Genomic DNA, 21127 nt, shown 5'->3' with positions numbered 1-21127 from the left:
TCCATCAATCCCTTCTTTCGTGTCGACAGTTCAACCTCACACTTACTTTCTATTTATGTAACTTAATCTCCTGTCATCCTTCAAAAAACCGAGCCCTCGAAGGACTCGGTTTGACGTCATACATGCTTCCGCTGAAAGGCTGAAATGGCTTCATATTCTTCCGATAGATGACGCGACAGGCGAATGTAGATCGGTAAGAGTTCGCGATATACGTTCGTTGCTTCCATGTTCGGTGCATGCTCATGGGTCACTTGGGGCACTTCTTGAAACTCCTCGATGTCCCCAAAGGAATACTCCCCGAGCATGACGGCCCCGAGGCATGAACTTTCGTGACTTTCCGGCACGACGACCGGCGTATCGAAGATGTCTGCCATCATCTGGCGCCATAGGCTCGACTGGGCGAATCCACCCGTCGCATGGATCCGGTTCGGTGCGCCCGTCAACTCGTCGAGTGCGAGCATGACCGTATAGAGATTAAAGATGACACCTTCTAACACAGCACGGATGAAGTGTTCGCGTTTATGGTGAATGCTGAGTCCGAAGAAGGAGCCACGGGCGTTCGAATCCCAAAGTGGTGCCCGTTCACCCATCAAATACGGATGGAACAAGAGACCGTCCGCACCCGGTTTGACCGTTTCTGCGATTCGGGTCAACACGTCGTACGCATCAATCCCGAGTCGTTTCGCCGTCTCGACCTCACTTGCCGCGAACTCGTCACGGAGCCAACGGAGGATGATGCCGCCGTTATTGACGGGTCCACCGATCACCCAATGTTTGTCCGTCAGCGCATAACAGAAGATGCGACCTTTCGGGTCTTCGACAGGCTCCGAGACGACCGTTCGAATGGCGCCACTCGTCCCGATTGTCACGGCGACAACACCTTGTTCGAAGGCACCGACACCGAGATTTGAGAGTACGCCGTCGCTCGCCCCGATGACGAGCGGGAAGTCAAAACCGAGTGTCTCGGTCACTTCAGGCGTCACGTGTAAAATTTCTGTCGTCGGAACGAGTTCTGACAGACGATCTGGCGTCACACCGGCGACTTCGAGTGCTTCCGCATCCCAATCCCGTTGTTTCAAATTGAATAGTCCCGTCGCTGAAGCGATGGAGTGGTCGACGACGAAGCGTCCCGTCAACCGATAGAAGACATACTCTTTGATGGAGACGAACTTGTCCGTCTGTTCAAACACATCCGGATGTTCCGCCTTCAGCCAACGTAACTTCGACAGCGGAGCCATCGGATGAACGGGTGTGCCGGTACGCATATGGAGAGCGCTCGCGTCAAAGTCGCGTTTGATTTCTTGCGTATACGGGTTCGCACGACTGTCGGCCCATGTGATGCTGTTTGTGAGCGGACGTCCTAATGCGTCGAGTGCGATCAAGCTGTGCATCGCTGAACTGAATGATGCGAAGCGAATCGGACCATCCGCTTTGGCGCGGACCGCCGAGACGGCTTCGAGCACGGCCCCATAGATGACGACCGGATCTTGCTCGGCCGTCTCCGTATCGGGCGTGAGAAGCGGATACAACACGTTATGTACCGCCAGTTGTTGATGACCGTTGAACAGGACAGCTTTCGTACTCGTCGTCCCGATATCGACCCCAATCGTAAACACACAATCACTTCCTAACTTAGATGATGAATAGGCTAATCAAGAACACAACGGCGAAGCCCGTGAGTCCGATAATTGTTTCCATAATCGTCCACGACTTGAGCGTATCTTTCACGTCGAGACCGAAGTAACGGTTGACGAGCCAGAAGCCCGAGTCGTTGACGTGCGAGAGGACTGTCGCTCCTGAGGCGATGGCGATGACGATCAAACCGAGTGCCGCGCCCGTGATGTTTTGAATTTCAAGTAGTGGTGTGATGAGTCCGGCTGCTGTGACCATCGAGACCGTTGCCGACCCTTGGGCGACACGGACGACCGTCGCAATCAAGAAAGCGAGGACGATCGCCGGAAGTGGGGAACCGGCCATCATTTCACCGAGCACGTCACCAACACCTGAGTCGATGAGCACTTGTTTGAACACACCACCGGCTCCTGTGACGAGGATGATGATCCCGGCTGGTTCGAGTGCTTTCGTCGCGATTTCTTGAACCTCGTCACGTGAATAGCCACGACGTGTCCCGAGGAAGACGAACGTGAGAAGCGTCGCGATCGTCAAGGCGACGAACGGATGTCCGAGGAACGTCAAGAGGTCACGGACGGCGTTCCCTTCATCTAGAAGAACCGCTGATAATGTGTTCGCTAAAATTAGCACGAGCGGAATCAAGATGAGCGATAAAATCATTTTGAAGCTCGGTAATTCTTTCGATGTATCGATTTCTTCGAATTCCATGTAGTCTGGAATCGTCACATGAATCTTCTTAGCAATATACTTCCCAAAAACAGGACCTGCTAAAATCATGGATGGAATCCCGGCGAGGACACCGAACAAGATGACCCATCCGAGGTCAGCACCAATCAAGTTGGCCACGGCGATTGGACCAGGTGTCGGTGGGATGAAGCTATGCGTGACTGCGAGACCTGCGAGGAGCGGAATCCCGTAGTAGAGAAGCGAACGTCCCGTCTTTTTGGCGAGACCGTATACGATTGGGACGAGAATGATGAATCCGACATCAAAGAAGACCGGGACGGCGACGATGAAGCCTGTAATCCCGAGTGCCCATTGCGCTTTATCTTCTCCGAACTTACTGACGAGCGTCTGGGCGAGGCGTTCCGCTCCACCTGACACCTCGAGCATCTTCCCGAACATCGCACCGAGACCGACGACGACGGCGACGAAGCCGAGCGTTCCGCCCATCCCGCTCTGGATGGAAGCGATGACGTCCCCGAGTGGCATGCCGGCCGCGACCCCGACGATGAGACTGACAAGTAACAACGAAACGAATGCGTGAAGCTTTGTGCGAATGACTAAAAATAAAAGCAAGAAGATTCCGGCTAAGGCGATCAAAATAAGTGTTGAGCCAGACATTGAGTGTTCCCCCTAAATTCCGAATATGTAACCGTTTACAGTTTCTTACGAAGGAAAAGGCCAACTCCCCGTGACCTTTTCAAACATTCCTTACTTCTTGACGACCGCGTGGCCACCGAACTCATTGCGAAGCGCGGCGACGACTTTTCCAGAGAACGTGTCATCTTCGAGCGAACGGTAGCGCATCATGAGCGAAAGGGCGATAACCGGTGCCGCTGCCTGAAGTTCGAGTGCTGTCTCGACCGTCCATTTTCCTTCACCGGACGAATGCATGACCCCACGAATCTCATCAAGCTTCGCATCTTTCTTGAAAGCATTCTCTGTGAGCTCCATGAGCCAAGAACGGACGACCGAGCCGTGGTTCCAGACACGTGCGACTTGTTCGTAGTCGTAATCGAACGGGCTTTTCTCTAAGATGTCGAATCCTTCCGCGATGGCCTGCATCATCCCGTACTCGATCCCATTATGAATCATTTTCAAGAAGTGACCGCTTCCGGCAGGTCCTGTATACAGGTAGCCGTTCTCGACAGACAAGTCTTTGAAGATTGGCTCGATCGTCGACCAAGCGCCCGCGTCACCACCGACCATCGTACAGGCACCGTTCCGTGCCCCGTCCGTCCCGCCGCTCGTCCCGCAGTCGAAGAACTTGATGTCCTTCTCGGCGAACTGCTCGGCGCGTTCGACCGACAGTTTGTAGTTCGAGTTGCCGCCATCGATGACGATGTCACCTGGTTCGAGTCGCTCATATAGTTCGGCGAGCACTGCTTCTGTGACGTCTCCGGCAGGAACCATCGCCCAGATGATTCGTGGCGTCGACAGCTTGCTCACGACGTCCTCAAGTGTCGGCACAATCGTGAACGCATCCGATGTGACGTCCCCAACATCCGTTCCAACGACCGTGTGACCGTTATCACTCAAGTTGAGGGCCAGATTATATCCCATCTTTCCTAATCCAATCAAACCAATTTCCATAATGTCACCCCTAAAAAGAATTTTTTTCCGTATCTGCATTCATCATATCAAAATAAATTCGATTTACAAGTGGATTTACGGAATTTTTTTCTTTTTATAATAAAAAACCGACCCCCGTTATGGAGGTCGAACGAATCAACTTGATGATGCTTTTTTGAATTGTTGGAAGAAGACTTCGATTTCTTCCGCAGGTACAGGACGATTGTAGAAATATCCTTGCGCCTGGTTGCATGATTCGGCTTTTAAGAAAGCGACTTGATTCTCCGTTTCGACACCTTCTGCGATGACGTTCAAATCAAGCTCGTGCGCCATGCGGATGATCGTTTTGACGAGGGCGGCGTCTTTCTCATCGCTCTCGATATTCTTCGTGAAGTGTTGGTCAATCTTCAGCGTATCGATTGGGAACAGCTTCAAGTAGCTGAGGGACGAATACCCGGTCCCGAAGTCGTCGATTGAGAGATGGACGCCGAGAGCGACGAGCTCATGCATCGTATCGATGGCCCGGTCTGCACTTTGGATAACGCTTTCTGTCAACTCCAGTTCTAAATACTCTGCCTCGAGACCCGAAGCGTCGAGCGCACGGCTGACGACTTCCGGCAAGTCTTTCTGGGCAAACTGGATGGCCGAGATGTTGACGGCGACCCGGAACGGCGGGATGCCAGCATCTTGCCACGCCTTGTTTTGACGACACGCCTCGTTCAAGACGAACTCACCGAGACGATGGATACTTCCAGTCTCTTCAGCGATTGGAATGAACTCGCCCGGGGAAATCATCCCAAGTTTCGGGTGCTGCCAACGGACGAGTGCTTCCATGCCAATAACAGTCTCCGATTTTAACTGAATTTGAGGTTGATAGTGAACAGTGAATTCGCCACGACCGAGCCCTTTACGGAGTGCCATCGATAAGTTCGAACGACGGGACACCGACTCATTCAATTCATTGGTGAAGAACTGATAGCCATTTTTCCCGTCTGCTTTTGCCCGATACATGGCGATGTCGGCGTTTTTAATCAACTCATCGGCCGTGTCCCCATCTGACGGATGGAGGCTGATGCCAATCGAGGCACCGGTGAACACTTCCTCTTGCTCAAGCTCGAACGGAGGATGGAGGACGTTAATCAACTCCTGGGCGTGATGGGCCGCCAAGTTACTTTTCGTATGCGGCGACAAGATGATGAACTCATCTCCACCGAGACGTGCGAGCGTGTCCGATGTTTGAATCGTCGATTGGAGGCGGGTCGTGACTTGTTTCAAGAAATGGTCGCCGATCGAATGACCGAAGCGGTCGTTGATGACTTTGAAATTGTCCAAGTCGATATAGAACAAGGCGAATTGTTCAGATTGGCCTTGACCGAGTAATGCATTGAGCCGATCACTGAATAAGCGGCGGTTCGGGAGACCGGTGAGCGGGTCCAAATAGACGAGGTCGTTGATTTGTGCCTCGATTCGTTTCCGTTCACTGATGTCCCGGATGATGCTACTGAAAAAGATGCCCTTTCCCGTCTTCCATGTCCCGAGAGACATCTCAATCGGTACTTCGGAACCATCTTTTCGTAATCCGATGAGTTCCACTGTTTGACCGATCACACGTTTTTCACCCGTTGTCTCGTAACGTTTCATGCCACGTTCGTGCGCTTCTCGGAATCGCTCTGGGATGATGGTGGCCATCGACTGTCCAATCACCTCTTTAGATGTGTACCCGAACAAGTCGGTCGCCCCGCGGTTCCACTGGATGACGATTCGATTGTGGTCGGCGACGATGATTGCATCGGAGGCAGATTCGATGATCGACTCGAACTTCATTTCGAGTTCTTCCGACTGAGCCTCGATCCGTGATGCTGTTCGAATCGAGATGTACATGATTCCGAACAATGTTATGACACTCGCTGCGATGACATAGGCGAGGAGGGTGCGATCGATCGCATAGCCACTCAAAGGCTGAGCGACTCCTTCCGTCGGCGTGAAGCGGGCAGCCCCCATCCCGACGTAATGCATGCCAGAGACGGCGACACCAATCAAGACCGAACTGGCGAGACGACGCCAATGAAACCTTGAGACGTTTGGGATATAAAAAAGGATATAAAGTCCAACGAGCGAAGCGGCAAAGGCAACGAGGACAGAGGCGATCCACATGACAGGGTCATACGTGAGGACAGCATTCATCTGCATCGATTCCATCCCGATGTAATGCATCGAGACGACCCCGACACTAATCAAAAATGAAACAAAGATGAATTGCGTCGGTCGTGTCTCTAGTTGACTGATGATTCTGAAAGCAAGTCCAGAGGCGAAGACGGCCGGGAGGATTGACAACAAGACGATGCCAAAGTGGTAGGTAACGTCGGCTTGTAAGTGGAATGCCAACATCCCGATAAAATGCATCGCCCAAATCCCAAGCCCGAGGCTGAAGGCACCGGCTACGACCCAAACATGCTGTGAGGCGTGTTTTGCATACTTCAAATGACTGCTAATATCGAGGGAGACCCCTGCAGCAAATATGGCGACAGCAATTGAGAGAATGACGAGTGGTAGGTTGTATGAGCTACTCAGGTGATGTTCGATCAGAAACAGTCCTTTCAATTTCAAATTGTACAAAGAATGAACGACTAATAAGTGCTTTATTAGAGTAGCATATTCAAGAAACCCACTTCCTGCTTCCTTTTATAAGGAGGGTCAATCTTTCGGTCGAATCATACATTGCGGAATTTTTTTCGAAACGGTATCGTTAAGTGAAGAAGAGAAAGGGTGATTCTTGATGGAAACGATGAACGGCACGGCTCACATCCGTGGCGCCTATTCGACACTGAGTAAGAAAGAACAACGCATTGCCGACTATATCTTGAAACAACCCGAAAAAATTATCCACCATACAATCAATCAAGTGGCAGAAGACCTCGACGTGGCGGAATCGACCGTGTTCCGTTTTTGTCAGCGGGTCGGATTCAAGGGCTACCAGGCGTTAAAGATTGCCCTCGCCTCGGATGTCGTCGCACCGCTGCAAGACATTCATGAAGATATCACGGAGATGGACACGGCGCTTGAAGTTGCCGAAAAAATTTTTTCGACGAACGGGAAGACGATTGAGTCGACTCGTCAGATTTTAGAGGCGTCTTCACTCGAAAAAGCGATTGAGCTGTTTCTCACAGCACGTCGCATCGAATTTTTTGGGAGCGGCGGGTCGGCCGTCGTCGCACTGGACGCCTATCATAAGTTTGTCCGGAGTGGGCTTCAGGTGAGCGCGATCCTTGAATCGCATATGCAACTCATGTCGGCCTCGCAATTGACGACAGAAGACGTCGCCGTCGTCATCTCGCACTCCGGTGCCTCAAAAGAGACGCTCGACATCGCAAAGCTCCTAAAAGAGAAGGGTGTACCGATGATTGCGATTACGAACTATGCGAAGTCACCGCTTTCTAAATTTGCGGACGTATCACTCTACACGGTGTCTCAAGAGACGGCGTTTCGTTCGGAGGCGCTTGCCTCTCGAATCGCTGAACTCAGTCTTGTCGACGCACTGTTCACAACCGTCATGATGCGGCGCGGTGAAGCGGCTCGCACCTCTCTTCAGCAGATGAGAGAAGCGATTTCGCTACGTCGAATTTGAGTGAAACAGGGTTAACTTCTACAAAAAGGTGGAAATTATAAACTCTGAGGGCAAAGCGAGGCTTAGAGAGAGAAGGTGAATCGATGAACCATATTGATTTTTTATCTTCCGACCACTACAGTGAGTTCAAATGGTTGGCACAGCGGCTCACAGATCCCGGCAGTACGAGTCGAGAATATTTCGCCGCGCTGTACGTAATCGCAGGAAATGCCCATGTTCGTGAACGATTGCTTCCTTACATGGATCTCGAGGCAGGAAAAATTCGAACGTCGACGATCATCGATGACAATACGTTCGATAAACGGGAGTTTGTCCTCGCCAAACTCGTTATTCATTTGTATAACTCGAAAGAATGGGTCCTTCCGACCGAATTGATTGCTTTACCGGAAGAGGATTATAAATTGGCGATGCAGGCGATCACGCTATGCCGAAATGAACAATTTGACGGGGTCACGATCCCGAACGACTGAGGACACCCTGTTCCTTTGACGGGGTGTTTTTTTGTTGAGAACGGGTGTGATGATATTTTGTATATGACGGCCGATTTAATCAGGTATAAAAACTTTTGGAAAGGGAACAGCTAATTGTGTTGACTCATTTGAAGGAGGGATTAGATGAAAGCTCTATTCTTGAACTGTACGTTAAAAGGTGGCGACACGACGTCGCATACGGAAGGGTTGATTCGTGATATCTTGCCACACTTCGATTTACTCGGGGTCGAATCGGAAATCGTTCGCATCGTCGACTATAATGTTTCTTTTGGGGTGACGGAGGACGAAGGAAACGGGGATGAATGGCCACAGATTTTTGAGAAGGTGAAAGAATCAGACATCGTCGTCATCGGCACACCACTTTGGCTCGGTGAGAAGAGCAGCGTTGCGACACAAGTGATTGAACGGTTATACGGTGGTAGCGGGCTGACGAACGAGTTAGGGCAGGCGATCTACTACAACAAAGTCGGTGGGGTCGTCGTCACGGGGAATGAAGACGGGGCGAAACATGCGTGTGCCGGCATTCTTTATGCTTTGTCGCATATCGGCTTCACCGTGCCACCGAACGTCGACACGTATTGGGTCGGGGAAGCAGGACCAGGTGACTCATATATCGATGCCGGGCGCGACAACGAGTTCACGAAGTCACATGGAGAGACGATGGCGTATAATCTCGTGCACTTCGCGAGAATGTTGAAAGCGAATCCGATTCCGGCAGAGGGAAATACGATGGGATGAAGTATGGCCTCGGCACACGCCGAGGCCTAATTTTCACTCTTTTTTCTCCACTGCATGCCCACCGAACTCATTCCTGAGCGCGGCGACGACTTTCCCTGAGAACGTGTCGTCTTGTAGCGAACGTTGTCGCATCATGAGCGAGAGGGCGATGACCGGTGTCGGCACGTCATACTCGAGTGCCGTTTCGACTGTCCATTTCCCTTCTCCTGACGCATGCATGACTCCTCGAATATCATCGAGCTTCGCATCTTTCGAAAATGCGCTTTCGGTCAGCTCCATCAACCAAGAACGGATGACCGATCCATGATTCCATATGCGTGCGACATCCTCATACTCATAGTCGAACGGGCTTTTTTCGAGCACTTCGAACCCTTCGGCAATCGCCTGCATCATCCCGTACTCAATCCCGTTATGCACCATCTTCAAGAAGTGACCACTTCCGCTTGGCCCCGCGTAAAGATATCCCTGGTCGGTCGAGACGTCTTGAAAGAGTTGCTCGATTTTTCCGAACGCCTCCATATCGCCCCCGATCATCGTACACGCTCCGTGACGGGCTCCTTCCATGCCACCACTCGTCCCGACGTCAAAGAAATATATGAGTTTTTCTTTGAAATGGTCAGCGCGCCGCATCGACTCTTTATAGTTCGAGTTCCCTCCGTCGATGACGATATCACCAGGTGAGAGGGCGTCATACAAGTCGTTGAGTACATGCTCGGTCACTTCGCCAGCTGGTACCATCACCCAGATGACACGTGGTGCCTGAAGCGCCGAAACGACTTCTTCTAGCGATGATTTTGTTTCAAATTGACTCGTTGACACATTTCCCGGGTCATAGCCATGGACGCTATGTCCATTGTCCGTTAAATTCAGAGCCAGGTTCAGTCCCATTTTACCAAGTCCAATCATGCCGATTTCCATTCGTTCCACCCCATTTTTAAAATTTACTCTTCTATAGGGCATACCCGAAATACAGCTTGCTCAAAAGGACAGGTTGATTGAGGTGTAGAATGATATAGATGAATACTTTATTGAAAGGCGGGCAGCTATGGGAGAGAATTTGTTTCGTTTGGCGGTGGACGTCAGGCACCGCTTCAAAGATCATCACATAAATGACTATAGCGCGACACTGGCCTTCTTCTGGTTTTTAGCCATCTTCCCGACGTTCTTTGTCCTCTTTGCCGTGATGGCATGGTTTCAAATTGATGATGCACTTCTCATCGAACAGATTGAGACGCTCATTCCAGGTTCGAGTGTCCGTGAGCTGTTGTCGGTCGTCTATGATGTCAGTGGGAATTTAAACGGAGGCTTGTTGTCAGTCAGTGCGATTATCGCGTTTTGGTCTGCTTCGAACGGGACGGCGCGACTCGTCAAACTGACCGTATTCGCTTATGGAGAAACGGAGGCGCGTGGTTACATTTTCCGTCGGTTGATTGGGTTACTCGTGATTTTAGCAGGCAGTATAGGTGCCGTCATCTTGATTGTCTTTCATCTATTTGGTCAGGAGTTTGTTCAACTTATTTATGCTCTTTATCCTGAAGTCGAAGAGTTTGACCGGTTGTCGACGGTGACACGCTATACGGTCTCAACGCTCATCCTGATTATTGCATTCTCACTTTTCTATAAAATCGCACCACAACAGCGTGTGCGGTTCATGGAAACGATTCCGGGAGCCGTGTTTGCGGTCATCTCGTGGCAATTGTTATCAACCGGATACAGTATCTATGTCGAACGTTTCTCAATCCTCGGTGACACATACGGCACGATTGGTGCGGTCATCTTGCTGCAAATTTGGCTCTATTTGACGGCTGCGACGATGCTGATTGGTGCGGAAATCAATGCGGCTTGGTCGAACCATATGACACGTCAACCGGAGAGGACGCACTTTCCGTGACAAATGAGGGGATATGACTATCATTTTTTTTGAACATACTTTAAAACAACCCGACCACCGGGAATAAAATAGTACTATTTCACGGAAGAAGGTGTGGCCACGTGGCGAAACAACGTAAACCATCAAAGTGGAAAATCGTACTAGGGGTTGTAGCAGGCGTCATGGCCTTGTTGCTCATTACAGGTGGAGCATTTGTCTGGTCGATGGTACAGGAAGTCGATGACACGGTTGCGCAAGTGAATGACAATTTAAAGATTAGCAAAGAACGTAAACAAGTGGAGACAATCGAACGAAAAGAAGCGGTTTCGATTTTATTGTTAGGAATTGACCGTCGGGGGAGCGAACAAGGACGGAGTGACTCAATCATCGTCCTGACGCTCAACCCTGAACTCGATGAAGGAGCGATGCTGTCGATTCCGCGGGACACAAAGACGGAGATTGTCGGAAAGGGGACACGTGACAAAATCAATCATGCTTATGCATTTGGTGGGGCCGAAATGGCCATGAACACGGTCGAGAACTTCCTCGATATCCCGATTGATTATGTCATCGAAACAGATATGGAAGCGTTTAGTGATGTGGTCGATGCGCTCGGCGGGATCACGGTCATGAACAAATTCGCCTTTGCGACAGACGGATTTACGTTTCCTGTCGGTGAAGTGAAGTTAGATGGAGAAGCAGCGCTCGCTTACACCCGAATGCGCTATGATGATCCGAATGGTGACTTTGGACGACAAGAACGTCAGCGAGACGTCGTCGCCGCCATCGTCGAACAGGGGCGGACGGACTTCTCTCTCGACAAGGTCACTGCGTTACTCGATGTCGTCGGAAATCAAGCGAAGACGAATATCGAACTCAATGAATTCGTCTCTTTGTCGACAGACTATATGAACGCATTTCGTAATGCGAGCGTCTTACGACTAGAAGGTACAGGAGGTTTAGAAGGGGATGGAATCTATTATTGGAATCCGGACGAGACCTCGTTGAGTGGCCTACAGGAAGAATTGAAGCGATTGATGGAGTGAGCTGTCTGACTAAGGTCAGGCAGTTTTTTTGTTTCAAACCGAACAGAAAGTGGGAGAAATAAAGAGATGCCAAGGAGGGATGAATCATGAAATGGGAAGCGATTGAAGAAGTGCTCCATGAACTCGGGGACACCGCACGACAAGACTGGAACCGATTGTTTGAGAAGTGGTCGAATCATCACTGGCACGATCATGAGCACCCTTCTGAAAAAACAAATATCTTGTTAGTGGATGCAGGCTTTATCCTCACGGACGGAAGAGCCAATTTAGAGGCGCTCCATCAATTGTTGGCGGATCACGTCCAAACGACAGTGAGTGACCTCTATCTCGTCTCACTGTTTCCATACAAAACGAGACAAAATGATACAGCCATCGACTCACGCGTGCAACTGTTTGAAGATTTGGGGCGTTTCACGGATGAGTTTGATCTCATGTACGAGATGGTACCTGAAGCGTATAGCGAACATCAATTTGACCTGATCACCGAAACGGATGCACTCATTGAACGTTTAGCGTACGGAGCGACGAAAATCAGGGTTCACGTGGAATCGTTTCGTGGAATCGAACCAGAACGAATTAAACTAGTCCTCAAGCTGTGGAAAATGGTCATGCATGCGTATAAGCCGAATGCACAACTCGTCGTCGCCAATGAGCGAGTCGATTCTTCTCTCGTGTACGAGCAAGAGGCGGATGTCGTCTGTCATTTTGATTTATCTAGTCATGTAATCTTAGCGTTTGCGCAGTCGGATGTGACAAGGTTGGCAGACTGGGTGAGACAGGGTCATCCGCTATCATCGGATAAAACGTATTTTAATTTCCTATCTTCAGCGGAACGCGACCCGTTTGAGAAGAATTTAATGGATGCTACACCTGATGCGATTCTTGCTGCACACAGTGTGCTGTTCTCGCTTCAGGGCATTCCGTTGATTGACTACCGAACACTGTTTGGAGCGGCACAACCAATCGAGCAAGACGAGTTGCTTCAAGCGCTAAAGCGTGATCCGAACCGCCTTCGTGTCTATGAGGGCATATTGAGTCAATTGAACGTCAAACGACTCCACCCGGCATTTTCACCTTATATAGGTCAAGAAGTGGTGAGTCTCGATCGTCGTATCTTTGCGGTCAAACGACAGCACAAGGATGAGACGCTTCTCTTATTGACGAATATGAGTGAAGAGACGGTGCAAACCGACTGTGAGGGGATGAGTCTTTTCACAGAAGAGCGGATGACAAATGTAACGCTTCGCCCGTATGAATACGTTTGGCTAAAACAATCTCACATTGGAGAGTGAACCCTCATGATTGATGTACATTGTCATTTGTTGCCTGAGGTGGATGATGGTCCACGCACAATCGAAGCGTCACTTCAACTGGCGAGACGCGCGGTGGAAGAAGGTGTGACATCGATTGTCGTGACGCCTCATGCGTATCATCCGTACTTTGAAACACGACATCACGATGTGGCGCTAGAAGTCGCACAATTGCAGCAACGACTAGACGAAGAAGGCATTTCATTAACTTTATACGTCGGACAAGAAATTCGAATTTTTGGGGAGTTGGTTGAAGCACTTGAGTCTGGGGAAGCACATTCACTCGCTGGGTCCCGCTATGTACTCGTGGAATTACCGAGTCAAAGCATACCGGCGTACACGGAAGCGTTGTTTTTTCAACTCCAAACGGCGGGTTACATTCCGGTCATCGCGCACCCTGAACGGAATCGCGAACTCGCGCTTCATCCTGAAAAATTGCATCATCTCGTATCGTCTGGCGCATTGTCGCAGGTAACGACAAGCAGTTTGACGGGGCAATTCGGAAGACAGGTGCGGGAACTGGCGCTTACGTTCATCAGTAACGGCTTGAGTCAAATCATCGCGTCAGACGCTCATAATGTAGAACATCGCGATTTCAATTGGCGAGCAGCGAAACAGGAAGTCGTCAATGAACTAGGAGAAGAGATGTGGGAGCAACACCTCCATTTCACGGAGCAAATCTTAGCAAATAAACAGATTGCGACGAACCCACCACGATTGCCAGAGAAAAACTGGCGGGGGCGTTGGAAGTGGTAAAAAACTACCCGATTACGAATCAACCGGTCATGGTCGGCCACAGGTAACTAGAGATACTGACCCTTGATGGGCGCTAGAAACACAGTACGATTTGTCTCGAGTTGCAGGTGTCCCCGGATAGCACGACTTCGATTCAACTTAAATCGGGTGAGCTATATCACTCGCGGACAGTGTAATGGTTTGGGATGGAATGTACTAAAAGACCTGATGACGCAGTCGCGTTGTCAGGTCCATTTTCGTTAAGTTCGCAAATATTCTTCGATTAATACATCAATTAAGACAAATAATGGAGAACGAGGCGTGATATCATATCCTGATCGTGATTCTGTTGGGAAAGCCGTACTCAAGTTAAAGTGGACAAGTTGAGATACCGTACTATCAGCCGCGTTAGTGAAGGCGAATAGTTGAGCTCCGGTGAAACGGAGCTTTTTTACGGATTGGATGAGGGTTTGTGTCTCGCCGCTCATCGAAATGAAGATGACAACATCGTTCGGTTTCAGTAAATTTGGCAACAAATCGATTAAATGTGATTCGTAAGCATGCATGGCAGGCTTGTTTGCTTGAATGAGTCGTTGAGAAGCATACTCCCCGACCGTTTTTGTTAAACCTACAGATACGATAAAAATAGAAGGGGCTTGTTTAATAATGTTACCCATTCGTTTTAAACGAATGGGATCGATTTGATCGAATGTTTCGGTTAAAAATGGGATATACTCCTGTATAAATGATGAATAAGCAATCGTTTTTGATTGGTTCATTTGTTTCAATTTATATTTTAAATCAGAGAAACCTTCTAGTCCGAGTTTATGTGTCATTCGAATGACTGTCGTTGTAGAAACGCGCGTTGCCTCAGCCAGTTTGACCAGTGTCAAGGCATCTATATCATCGATGTGGTTATCCAAATAATATAAGACAAGCTTCTCTGATTCACTTAACTGTTCCATTTCATTATGAAACGTAGCAATGATTTTCCCCATCTAACCCCTCCTTATTCCTTGTACAATTATACACAATCCGTACAAAACGAAAAGCACTACCATGATAAAAATAGAGTGTAGATGAAAGCGCTTCAACTAACAATGGGTATTGGGGGTATTAACATGGAACTACGGCAGATGACCAATGACCGTCTGTTGTTTCTCGACGCAACGTTTGCGTCAAAAGAAGAGGCAATCGACCGACTCGTCGGTGCCCTATATGAACAAAATATCGTCTCTTCCAAAGAAGGATTCAAACAAGTCGTCCTCGAGCGCGAGGCTCATTCGGCAACGGGACTTGAAGCTGGACTTGCTATCCCGCATGGTAAGTCCACACTCGTTAAGGAAGCGAAAGTGGCGATTGCTCGACTTCAGACACCACTCACAGATTGGGAATCCATTGACCCTGAGAATAGAGTGGACTTGATTTTCTTGCTTGCTATTCCTGAAGCAGAAGCGGGATCGACGCACTTGACGTTGCTCGCCGAACTATCGACTCGACTCATGAAACCTACCTATCGCGAAGGGTTGTATGCGGCGAAGACAAACGAGGAGTTCCTCCAAAACTTAGATCGCCTCGAACAGACGATCCAGTCTTCACCAGAAGCGGCAGAGAAAACCGTCCTCGCTGTCACGGCTTGCGCGGCTGGTATCGCGCATACTTACATGGCTGCTGAGGCACTCGAACAGGCCGGACGTGAGCTCGGCATTCGTGTCCTCGTCGAGAAGCAAGGGGCGAACGGTATTGAAGATCGTCATATGAAAGAGATCATCCAAGAGGCAGACGCCGTCGTCTTCGCAGTCGATACGAAAGTGAAAGACCAAGAGCGATACGCCGGACTTCCATACGTACAGACTCGTGTAGCAGATCCGCTCCGTCGGGCGAAAGAACTTCTCCTTGAAGCAACATCAACGACGCAAAAAGTAGCCGGTGACGCGAGTGACGTCACCGATGAGGCTCCAAAGAAAAAAGGTGTCAAAGGGTTCTTTGGAGAGATGGCGCAAGCCGTTATGACGGGGATTTCGTATATGATTCCACTCCTCGTCGCCGCAGGTCTCATGCTTGGGATTGCCAAGCTGACATGGATGTACGGACTTGGGCTTGATATCGCGGATCTTGCAAATCCTGACAACGGGACAGCTGGCGGTGCGATTCAGTTCTTCTACTTCTTAGATTTATTCGGCGGTATGATTTTTAAGTTCTTATACGCGATTTTTGCTATGTTTGTCGCTTATGCGATTGCTGATCGTGTTGGTCTCGTACCTGGTTTTCTTGGTGGATTATTTGCCAACGGTCTCCATTACACGTTCTGGGGAATTGAAGGTGGAATTCCAAGTGGATTCCTTGGCGCACTTGTTCTCGGTCTCTCTGCCGGTTACTTGGCCCGTTTCTTGAACCAGAAGATTAAACTATCGCCAAACTTCCAAGCGATGAAACCGATGTTCCTCATCCCGGGGATTACCGTGCTCGCGGTCTTCATTTTGAACCAATACGTCGTCGATCCAATCTTTGGTCAGTTGAATGCTTCGATGGCGGCCTTTATCACGAGCATGACCGGTGCTGGTGAACTTACACTTTCGGCTATCATCGCGGCAGCGACTGCTTTTGATTTAGGTGGTCCAGTAAACAAAGCAGCTGGTGCGATTGCGATTGGTATGGCAGCGGATGAGATTTTCCCACTCACGCCGCGCGTCCTAGCCATCGTCATCCCACCGATGGGACTCGGTCTTGCCACCATCATTGACCGTTTCGTTGTCGGACGTCGCGTATTTGACGCCAACTTACGCGTCGCAGGAAACACTGCATTCTTGCTCGGTTTCCTTGCCATCTCGGAAGGGGCGATCCCGTTCATGCTGCGTAACCCGCTCATCACGATTCCAATCAACATCATCGGAGCAATCATCGGGGCATGTACGGCCGTCTATCTCGGTGCGATTCAGTGGTACCCACTCCCAGCAGTTTGGGGTTGGCCGCTCGTTGAGAACTTCTGGGCTTACTTCATTGGCCTAGCATCAGGCGTATTGTTTATCGCTTTCGCCAATATCTTCATTCGCTATGCGTTCATTAAACGTCGCGAGCGCCGTGGAGAAGAGATCTTTTAAACAGTGAATAGAGACTGGGGAAACCTGGTCTCTTTCTTATTTCTAGGAGGGTATACCATGAAAACAGGCAAACCGAACGTCCACGTTGTCCCACATTCGCATTGGGATCGGGAGTGGTATTTCACAATCGAAGATTCGAATGTTTTACTAGTCGAAAATTTGGACCGTCTGTTGGACGTCCTCGAAGGAGATCCGACCTACGTTTCCTACGTATTTGATGGACAAGTTTCAATCGTCGAGGAGTACTTGAAGATTCGTCCGGAAGAGAGAGACCGCATGAAACGTTTCATCACCGAGCGTCGTCTCTTCGTCGGCCCGTGGTATACACAGACCGATACGCTTCTCGTCAATCGCGAGTCAATCATCCGAAATTTGTTGTGTGGGACACGGATTGCCAAAGCGATGGGTCACTCAATGAACGTCGGGTACCTCCCTGACATTTTTGGACAAAATGCGTATCTGCCTTCATTTTTTAAAGACTTCGGAATTGATTATAGTGTCTTACAGCGCGGGATTTATCACGATGAGATCAAGGGTGATTTAAACTTCCATTGGCAATCTCCTGACGGTGCCCGGGTCAAGACGAACTACATCTTTTTCGGCTATGGGCCTGGTAAGTTCTTAGAGGCGACGGACGCATATAAGACAGAACGACTCGATCCAATTCTCAAGACACTTGAGTCAATGAATAGATCGACGGATGAACTGTTGCTCCCGTCGGGTGGGGACCAGGTGCTCGTGCGTGAGCATTTCCCTGAGGCCGTTCGTCGTTTGAACGAAATGGACCGAGAGCGGACGTACCAACTGTCTGACTACGAGACGTTCATGGAAGCGGCGTTTGCGAGAGAGATTCCAAACACGATTGAAGGCGAGCTGATTGCCTCACAAAAGTCACGGATGCACCACACAATCCGTTCGCAGCGCGTCGACTTGAAGCAAGGGAACTATGCGGTCGAGACGAAACTGATTGACCAGCTTGAGCCGCTCGGTGTCATCGCTGAATCTCTCGGATTCCGATATCCGAAGGCGTGGATTGATCAAGTGTGGAAAGAACTGTTCGACGTCCATTCCCATGATTCGATTGGGGGTTGCAATTCGGACGCGACGAATGATGACATCAAGAAAAGGATTGAAAAATGTGAGCGAATCGTCGATGGGCTGATCAATTTGTTGAAGAAACAGATCGCCCGTGCCGTCGACGTGCCAACAGGAGAGCTCGTCTTGTTCTTCAACTATGTCCCAAAACAGCGCACGCTGATTGAAGACGTCGTCGTCTTTACGAACGAATCGGATGTCGGGCTCGTGACGTTTGACGGCGACACGGTCAACACCGTCATCCGCGAGCAAAGTTATGTGAGCGGTGGCAAGAAAATCGTCGTCACGGCAGATGGCGAGAAAGAAGTTGAAGTGCCAGGCTATTACCGGACGGTGCTCGCGGCTGAAGTCACATTGCCGAACCTAGGGTACGCGGCATACCGAATCGTGAACGAGACGAAGGCGACACTTGGCGCGACGGACGTGGCACGGATCGAAAATGACCAACTGGCCGTCACGTTCGCAGAAGGACGTGTCACGATGAAGGCCGGAACACATGATGTCGAACTGTTCACGTTCGAAGATACGGCGGACACGGGCGACTCGTATGATTACTCACCGCTCGTCGGTGAGACACCGATCACGACAGCACAGGCTGAACTAATCGACGTCTCCGAGAGCGATCTCGTATCAACGATGACCGTTAAGCACACATGGTCGCTCCCAATCGATTTAGAGGCAAGGGGAACAGACAAGTTGAAGCAACAGACGATCGTGACGAAACTTGAGGTGCGTCAAGGCGAAGCGTTCGTTCGTGTGAACCACGAGATTGATAACGACGTCAAAGACCATCGTGTCCGTGTCTTGTTTCCATGGGCGCTTGAACGCACATTCGCCGACCAAGCATACACGGCGCTTGAGCGAAAGCAAAACCCGCGTGCCACCGTCTGGAAAGAAGAGAAGTATGCCGAGAAGCCCGTCTCGATTTATCCACTCGAGAATTACGTGGTCGCGGAAGGCGGCGCCGGACTCGGCGTCATCACCCAAGGGCTAAAAGAGTATGAACATCTCGATGACGGTCTCGCGCTCACGTTGTTCCGCTCTGTCGGCTTGCTTGGGAAAGACAATCTCGCTTGGCGCCCTGGTCGCGCTTCGGGAATCAACAATAAAGTCGTCGAGACGCCTGACGCGCAAATGCTTGGACATATGAATTTCGACTACGCAGTCGGCGTCGCGGACTGCTTCGACGCGGTTGACTGGACAGAACGGACCGAAACGTATAAAGCGAATCGTGCCAGCTACCATAAACAATCGCTCAACACGTTCGAGGAACGGTTGGAGCGCTTCGAGATTCCGCAGCCGGTCGATCATGTCCCGGCGACTTACTCGCTCTTGACGACAAGTCACTTCGTATCGGCCATTAAACAAGGTGCGGACGGCGGACGGATCGTTCGACTGTTCAACCCGTCAAGCGAGGATGTCCCGCTCCGCATCGAGACGGCAGGGACAATCCAACATGTCTCGCTCGCGGAGACTGAAGTGGACGCGCAAGACGTCATCAAGGCACACGGATATACCACGCTACACATCAAGGAGGAAACCTCATGAACTGGACTGTGATCGAACAACATTTACGCTTTGTGTATAAAGAACGGGCCGATGAGGCGGTGGAAGGGATGTGCGCGCTCGTCGACCGCTTTGAACAGGTCTCGTTTGACAAGACGTCGCCGCTCACGGAGAAGAACGTCTACTTGATCACGTATGGGGACGCGATTCAACGGAAAGGTGAGGTTCCGCTGCAGACGCTCCATCGCTTCTTGAACCGAGAAGCAAAAGGGGTCATTACGGACGTGCATCTGTTGCCGATGTTCCCTTACACGTCCGATGATGGTTTCTCGGTCACGGATTACCGTGCCATCAACCCGGACTACGGGACGTGGCAAGACATTGTCTCATTCTCTCATGACTTCCGGCTCATGTATGACTTCGTCGCCAACCACTTGTCGAAATCGAGTGACTGGTTCAAAGGCTATGTCGCCGGTGACGAACGCTACGCAGAATTCTTTATCCCGGAAGACCCGTCGTTCGATGCGAGCCGTGTCGTGCGACCCCGTACGTCACCGTTGATTCATACGTACGGCGAGAAAACAGCGTGGACAACGTTCAGTGAAGATCAAGTCGATGTGAACGTGGCACACATTCCGGCGTTTCTTGAGTTGACGGACGTGCTCCTCGATTACTTGGCGAAAGGGGCGTCCTCAATCCGCCTCGATGCCATCGGTTTCCTGTGGAAAGAATCAGGGACGACGTGTATCCATTTGCCGGAGACGCATGCCTTGATTCAAGTGTGGCGTGAACTCGTCGACCACTTCAAACCGGGCGCACAGATTATCACGGAGACGAACGTGCCACACCAAGAGAATATCAGTTACTTTGGGAGCGGGAACGACGAAGCGAACCAAGTGTACCAATTCTCACTTCCGCCACTCGTGCTCTACAGCTATACGACAAACGATGCGACGAAGCTCTCTGACTGGGCGCGACAAATCAAACCGGTATCGGAGACGGCGACATACTTCAACTTCCTCGCGTCACACGATGGCATCGGTATGCGCCCGACCGAAGGGATTTTAGATGAGACAGACCGCCAACTCCTCGTCGACAAGGTCGTCCACAACCATGGACGTGTGTCCTATAAATCGAACCCGGACGGCAGCCAGACGGTATATGAGTTGAACATCAACTACATGGATGCGCTTGCGAATGCTGGCGAGGAAGACACACCGCTCCATACTCAAAAAATGTTGTCCGCTCATAGCATCCTTCTCTCCGTCGTCGGTGTGCCCGCGATTTATTATCATTCGCTGTTCGGCTCGCGAAACGATGAAGCAGCAGTCGAATCGAGCGGTATCAATCGTCGCATCAACCGTGAGAAACTCGACGCGGACACGCTCCATGAGGAGCTCGAGAGCGATGCACGCCGTCGCAACGTGTTCAGTGGTCTAAAGCATATGATCTCTCTTCGTGGTCAATACGATGCGTTCAGTCCTTATGCCGATCAAGACGTTCTCGATTTGGACACGCGTGTCTTCGCGGTGAAGCGGACCGGTGCGACGTCGACGATTGTCGCGGTCGCCAACGTCAGTCCGGAGACGGTCGAGTTGGACCTGTCCGGAAATAACGTCTTCAAGGACACGACAGACCCGATCACACTCCAACCATATGGTTTTGCCTGGATTGAGGTGTGAC

Annotated in this window: 16 protein-coding genes; 10 read left to right on the top strand and 6 right to left on the bottom strand. The window is 50.5% G+C overall.

What is annotated here, in order from left to right; translation table 11 throughout:
• Window positions 1-116 precede the first annotated feature (116 nt).
• The 4 genes from gntK to KNO98_RS06600 all read right to left on the bottom strand — a co-directional run bounded on the left by gntK (window position 117) and on the right by KNO98_RS06600 (window position 6543).
• A complete protein-coding gene (gntK, locus tag KNO98_RS06615) occupies window positions 117-1616 on the bottom strand; it encodes a gluconokinase (RefSeq protein WP_214700053.1) in 1500 nt (499 codons plus the stop codon).
• Between the two features lie 16 nt (window positions 1617-1632).
• A complete protein-coding gene (locus KNO98_RS06610) occupies window positions 1633-2976 on the bottom strand; it encodes a GntT/GntP/DsdX family permease (protein ID WP_214700051.1) in 1344 nt (447 codons plus the stop codon).
• A 90-nt stretch (window positions 2977-3066) separates the two neighbouring features.
• Window positions 3067-3948: a phosphogluconate dehydrogenase (NAD(+)-dependent, decarboxylating) gene (gnd, locus tag KNO98_RS06605; RefSeq protein ID WP_214700049.1), complete on the bottom strand. Its 882-nt coding sequence runs from the start codon at window positions 3946-3948 to the stop codon at window positions 3067-3069.
• A gap of 135 nt (window positions 3949-4083) precedes the next feature.
• The gene (locus tag KNO98_RS06600; protein WP_214700047.1) at window positions 4084-6543 is read right to left on the bottom strand and encodes a bifunctional diguanylate cyclase/phosphodiesterase; all 2460 of its coding nucleotides are present in this window, start codon (window positions 6541-6543) and stop codon (window positions 4084-4086) included.
• Window positions 6544-6703: 160 nt separating this feature from the next.
• Here KNO98_RS06600 and KNO98_RS06595 point away from each other — a divergent pair, with 160 nt between their 5' ends.
• From KNO98_RS06595 to KNO98_RS06585, 3 genes are all read left to right on the top strand, one after another.
• A complete protein-coding gene (locus KNO98_RS06595; RefSeq protein ID WP_214700045.1) occupies window positions 6704-7552 on the top strand; it encodes a MurR/RpiR family transcriptional regulator in 849 nt (282 codons plus the stop codon).
• Between the two features lie 83 nt (window positions 7553-7635).
• Window positions 7636-8022: a hypothetical protein gene (locus KNO98_RS06590; RefSeq protein WP_214700043.1), complete on the top strand. Its 387-nt coding sequence runs from the start codon at window positions 7636-7638 to the stop codon at window positions 8020-8022.
• 144 nt (window positions 8023-8166) lie between these two features.
• Window positions 8167-8781 carry a flavodoxin family protein gene (locus KNO98_RS06585; protein WP_214700041.1) on the top strand — a complete coding sequence of 205 codons (615 nt, stop codon included), beginning with the start codon at window positions 8167-8169 and terminating at the stop codon, window positions 8779-8781.
• A 33-nt stretch (window positions 8782-8814) separates the two neighbouring features.
• Here KNO98_RS06585 and gnd (KNO98_RS06580) read toward each other — a convergent pair whose 3' ends face one another.
• Window positions 8815-9741 carry a phosphogluconate dehydrogenase (NAD(+)-dependent, decarboxylating) gene (gene gnd, locus KNO98_RS06580; protein WP_256442706.1) on the bottom strand — a complete coding sequence of 309 codons (927 nt, stop codon included), beginning with the start codon at window positions 9739-9741 and terminating at the stop codon, window positions 8815-8817.
• A gap of 85 nt (window positions 9742-9826) precedes the next feature.
• Between gnd (KNO98_RS06580) and KNO98_RS06575 the strand changes: the two genes are divergently transcribed.
• The 4 genes from KNO98_RS06575 (at window position 9827) to KNO98_RS06560 (ending at window position 13763) form a co-directional block, all read left to right on the top strand.
• A complete protein-coding gene (locus tag KNO98_RS06575; protein ID WP_026825178.1) occupies window positions 9827-10672 on the top strand; it encodes a YihY/virulence factor BrkB family protein in 846 nt (281 codons plus the stop codon).
• A 101-nt stretch (window positions 10673-10773) separates the two neighbouring features.
• Window positions 10774-11697 carry an LCP family glycopolymer transferase gene (locus KNO98_RS06570; RefSeq protein WP_214700037.1) on the top strand — a complete coding sequence of 308 codons (924 nt, stop codon included), beginning with the start codon at window positions 10774-10776 and terminating at the stop codon, window positions 11695-11697.
• An 86-nt stretch (window positions 11698-11783) separates the two neighbouring features.
• Window positions 11784-12989, top strand: coding sequence for an alpha-amylase family glycosyl hydrolase (locus KNO98_RS06565; RefSeq protein WP_214700035.1), 1206 nt, complete (start codon window positions 11784-11786; stop codon window positions 12987-12989).
• 6 nt (window positions 12990-12995) lie between these two features.
• The gene (locus KNO98_RS06560; RefSeq protein WP_214700033.1) at window positions 12996-13763 is read left to right on the top strand and encodes a tyrosine-protein phosphatase; all 768 of its coding nucleotides are present in this window, start codon (window positions 12996-12998) and stop codon (window positions 13761-13763) included.
• Between the two features lie 239 nt (window positions 13764-14002).
• Here the strand turns inward: KNO98_RS06560 and KNO98_RS06555 are convergent, their stop codons facing one another.
• Window positions 14003-14740: a MurR/RpiR family transcriptional regulator gene (locus KNO98_RS06555; protein ID WP_214700031.1), complete on the bottom strand. Its 738-nt coding sequence runs from the start codon at window positions 14738-14740 to the stop codon at window positions 14003-14005.
• Window positions 14741-14863: 123 nt separating this feature from the next.
• On the opposite strand from KNO98_RS06555, the gene KNO98_RS06550 reads away from it, so the two are divergent.
• The 3 genes from KNO98_RS06550 to KNO98_RS06540 are packed head-to-tail and all read left to right on the top strand — an operon-like array spanning window position 14864 to window position 21126.
• Window positions 14864-16843 (top strand): fructose-specific PTS transporter subunit EIIC, encoded by a 1980-nt coding sequence (locus KNO98_RS06550; RefSeq protein ID WP_214700029.1) that lies wholly within the window; start codon window positions 14864-14866, stop codon window positions 16841-16843.
• A gap of 57 nt (window positions 16844-16900) precedes the next feature.
• Window positions 16901-19486, top strand: coding sequence for a glycoside hydrolase family 38 N-terminal domain-containing protein (locus tag KNO98_RS06545; RefSeq protein ID WP_214700028.1), 2586 nt, complete (start codon window positions 16901-16903; stop codon window positions 19484-19486).
• Complete coding sequence (locus KNO98_RS06540; protein WP_214700026.1) at window positions 19483-21126, top strand: alpha-amylase family glycosyl hydrolase; 1644 nt, start codon at window positions 19483-19485, stop codon at window positions 21124-21126. The genes KNO98_RS06545 and KNO98_RS06540 overlap by 4 nt, the downstream gene beginning before the upstream one ends.
• Window position 21127: the final 1 nt, after the last annotated feature.

This window comes from Exiguobacterium sp. s57, assembly GCF_018617685.1.
GTDB lineage: Bacteria > Bacillota > Bacilli > Exiguobacteriales > Exiguobacteriaceae > Exiguobacterium > Exiguobacterium marinum.
Note: the sequence above shows the minus strand (reverse complement) of the source record. Positions and strands in the feature narration are given on the sequence as shown.

Coding starts and splice junctions, on each gene's coding strand:
- KNO98_RS06610 (WP_214700051.1), bottom strand. CDS start 2,976: ATGTCTGGCTCAACACTTATTTTGATCGCCTTAGCCGGAATCTTCTTG.
- KNO98_RS06565 (WP_214700035.1), top strand. CDS start 11,784: ATGAAATGGGAAGCGATTGAAGAAGTGCTCCATGAACTCGGGGACACC.
- KNO98_RS06575 (WP_026825178.1), top strand. CDS start 9,827: ATGGGAGAGAATTTGTTTCGTTTGGCGGTGGACGTCAGGCACCGCTTC.
- KNO98_RS06555 (WP_214700031.1), bottom strand. CDS start 14,740: ATGGGGAAAATCATTGCTACGTTTCATAATGAAATGGAACAGTTAAGT.
- KNO98_RS06595 (WP_214700045.1), top strand. CDS start 6,704: ATGGAAACGATGAACGGCACGGCTCACATCCGTGGCGCCTATTCGACA.
- gnd (WP_214700049.1), bottom strand. CDS start 3,948: ATGGAAATTGGTTTGATTGGATTAGGAAAGATGGGATATAATCTGGCC.
- gnd (WP_256442706.1), bottom strand. CDS start 9,741: ATGCCCTATAGAAGAGTAAATTTTAAAAATGGGGTGGAACGAATGGAA.
- KNO98_RS06540 (WP_214700026.1), top strand. CDS start 19,483: ATGAACTGGACTGTGATCGAACAACATTTACGCTTTGTGTATAAAGAA.
- KNO98_RS06545 (WP_214700028.1), top strand. CDS start 16,901: ATGAAAACAGGCAAACCGAACGTCCACGTTGTCCCACATTCGCATTGG.
- KNO98_RS06550 (WP_214700029.1), top strand. CDS start 14,864: ATGGAACTACGGCAGATGACCAATGACCGTCTGTTGTTTCTCGACGCA.
- KNO98_RS06590 (WP_214700043.1), top strand. CDS start 7,636: ATGAACCATATTGATTTTTTATCTTCCGACCACTACAGTGAGTTCAAA.
- KNO98_RS06560 (WP_214700033.1), top strand. CDS start 12,996: ATGATTGATGTACATTGTCATTTGTTGCCTGAGGTGGATGATGGTCCA.
- KNO98_RS06585 (WP_214700041.1), top strand. CDS start 8,167: ATGAAAGCTCTATTCTTGAACTGTACGTTAAAAGGTGGCGACACGACG.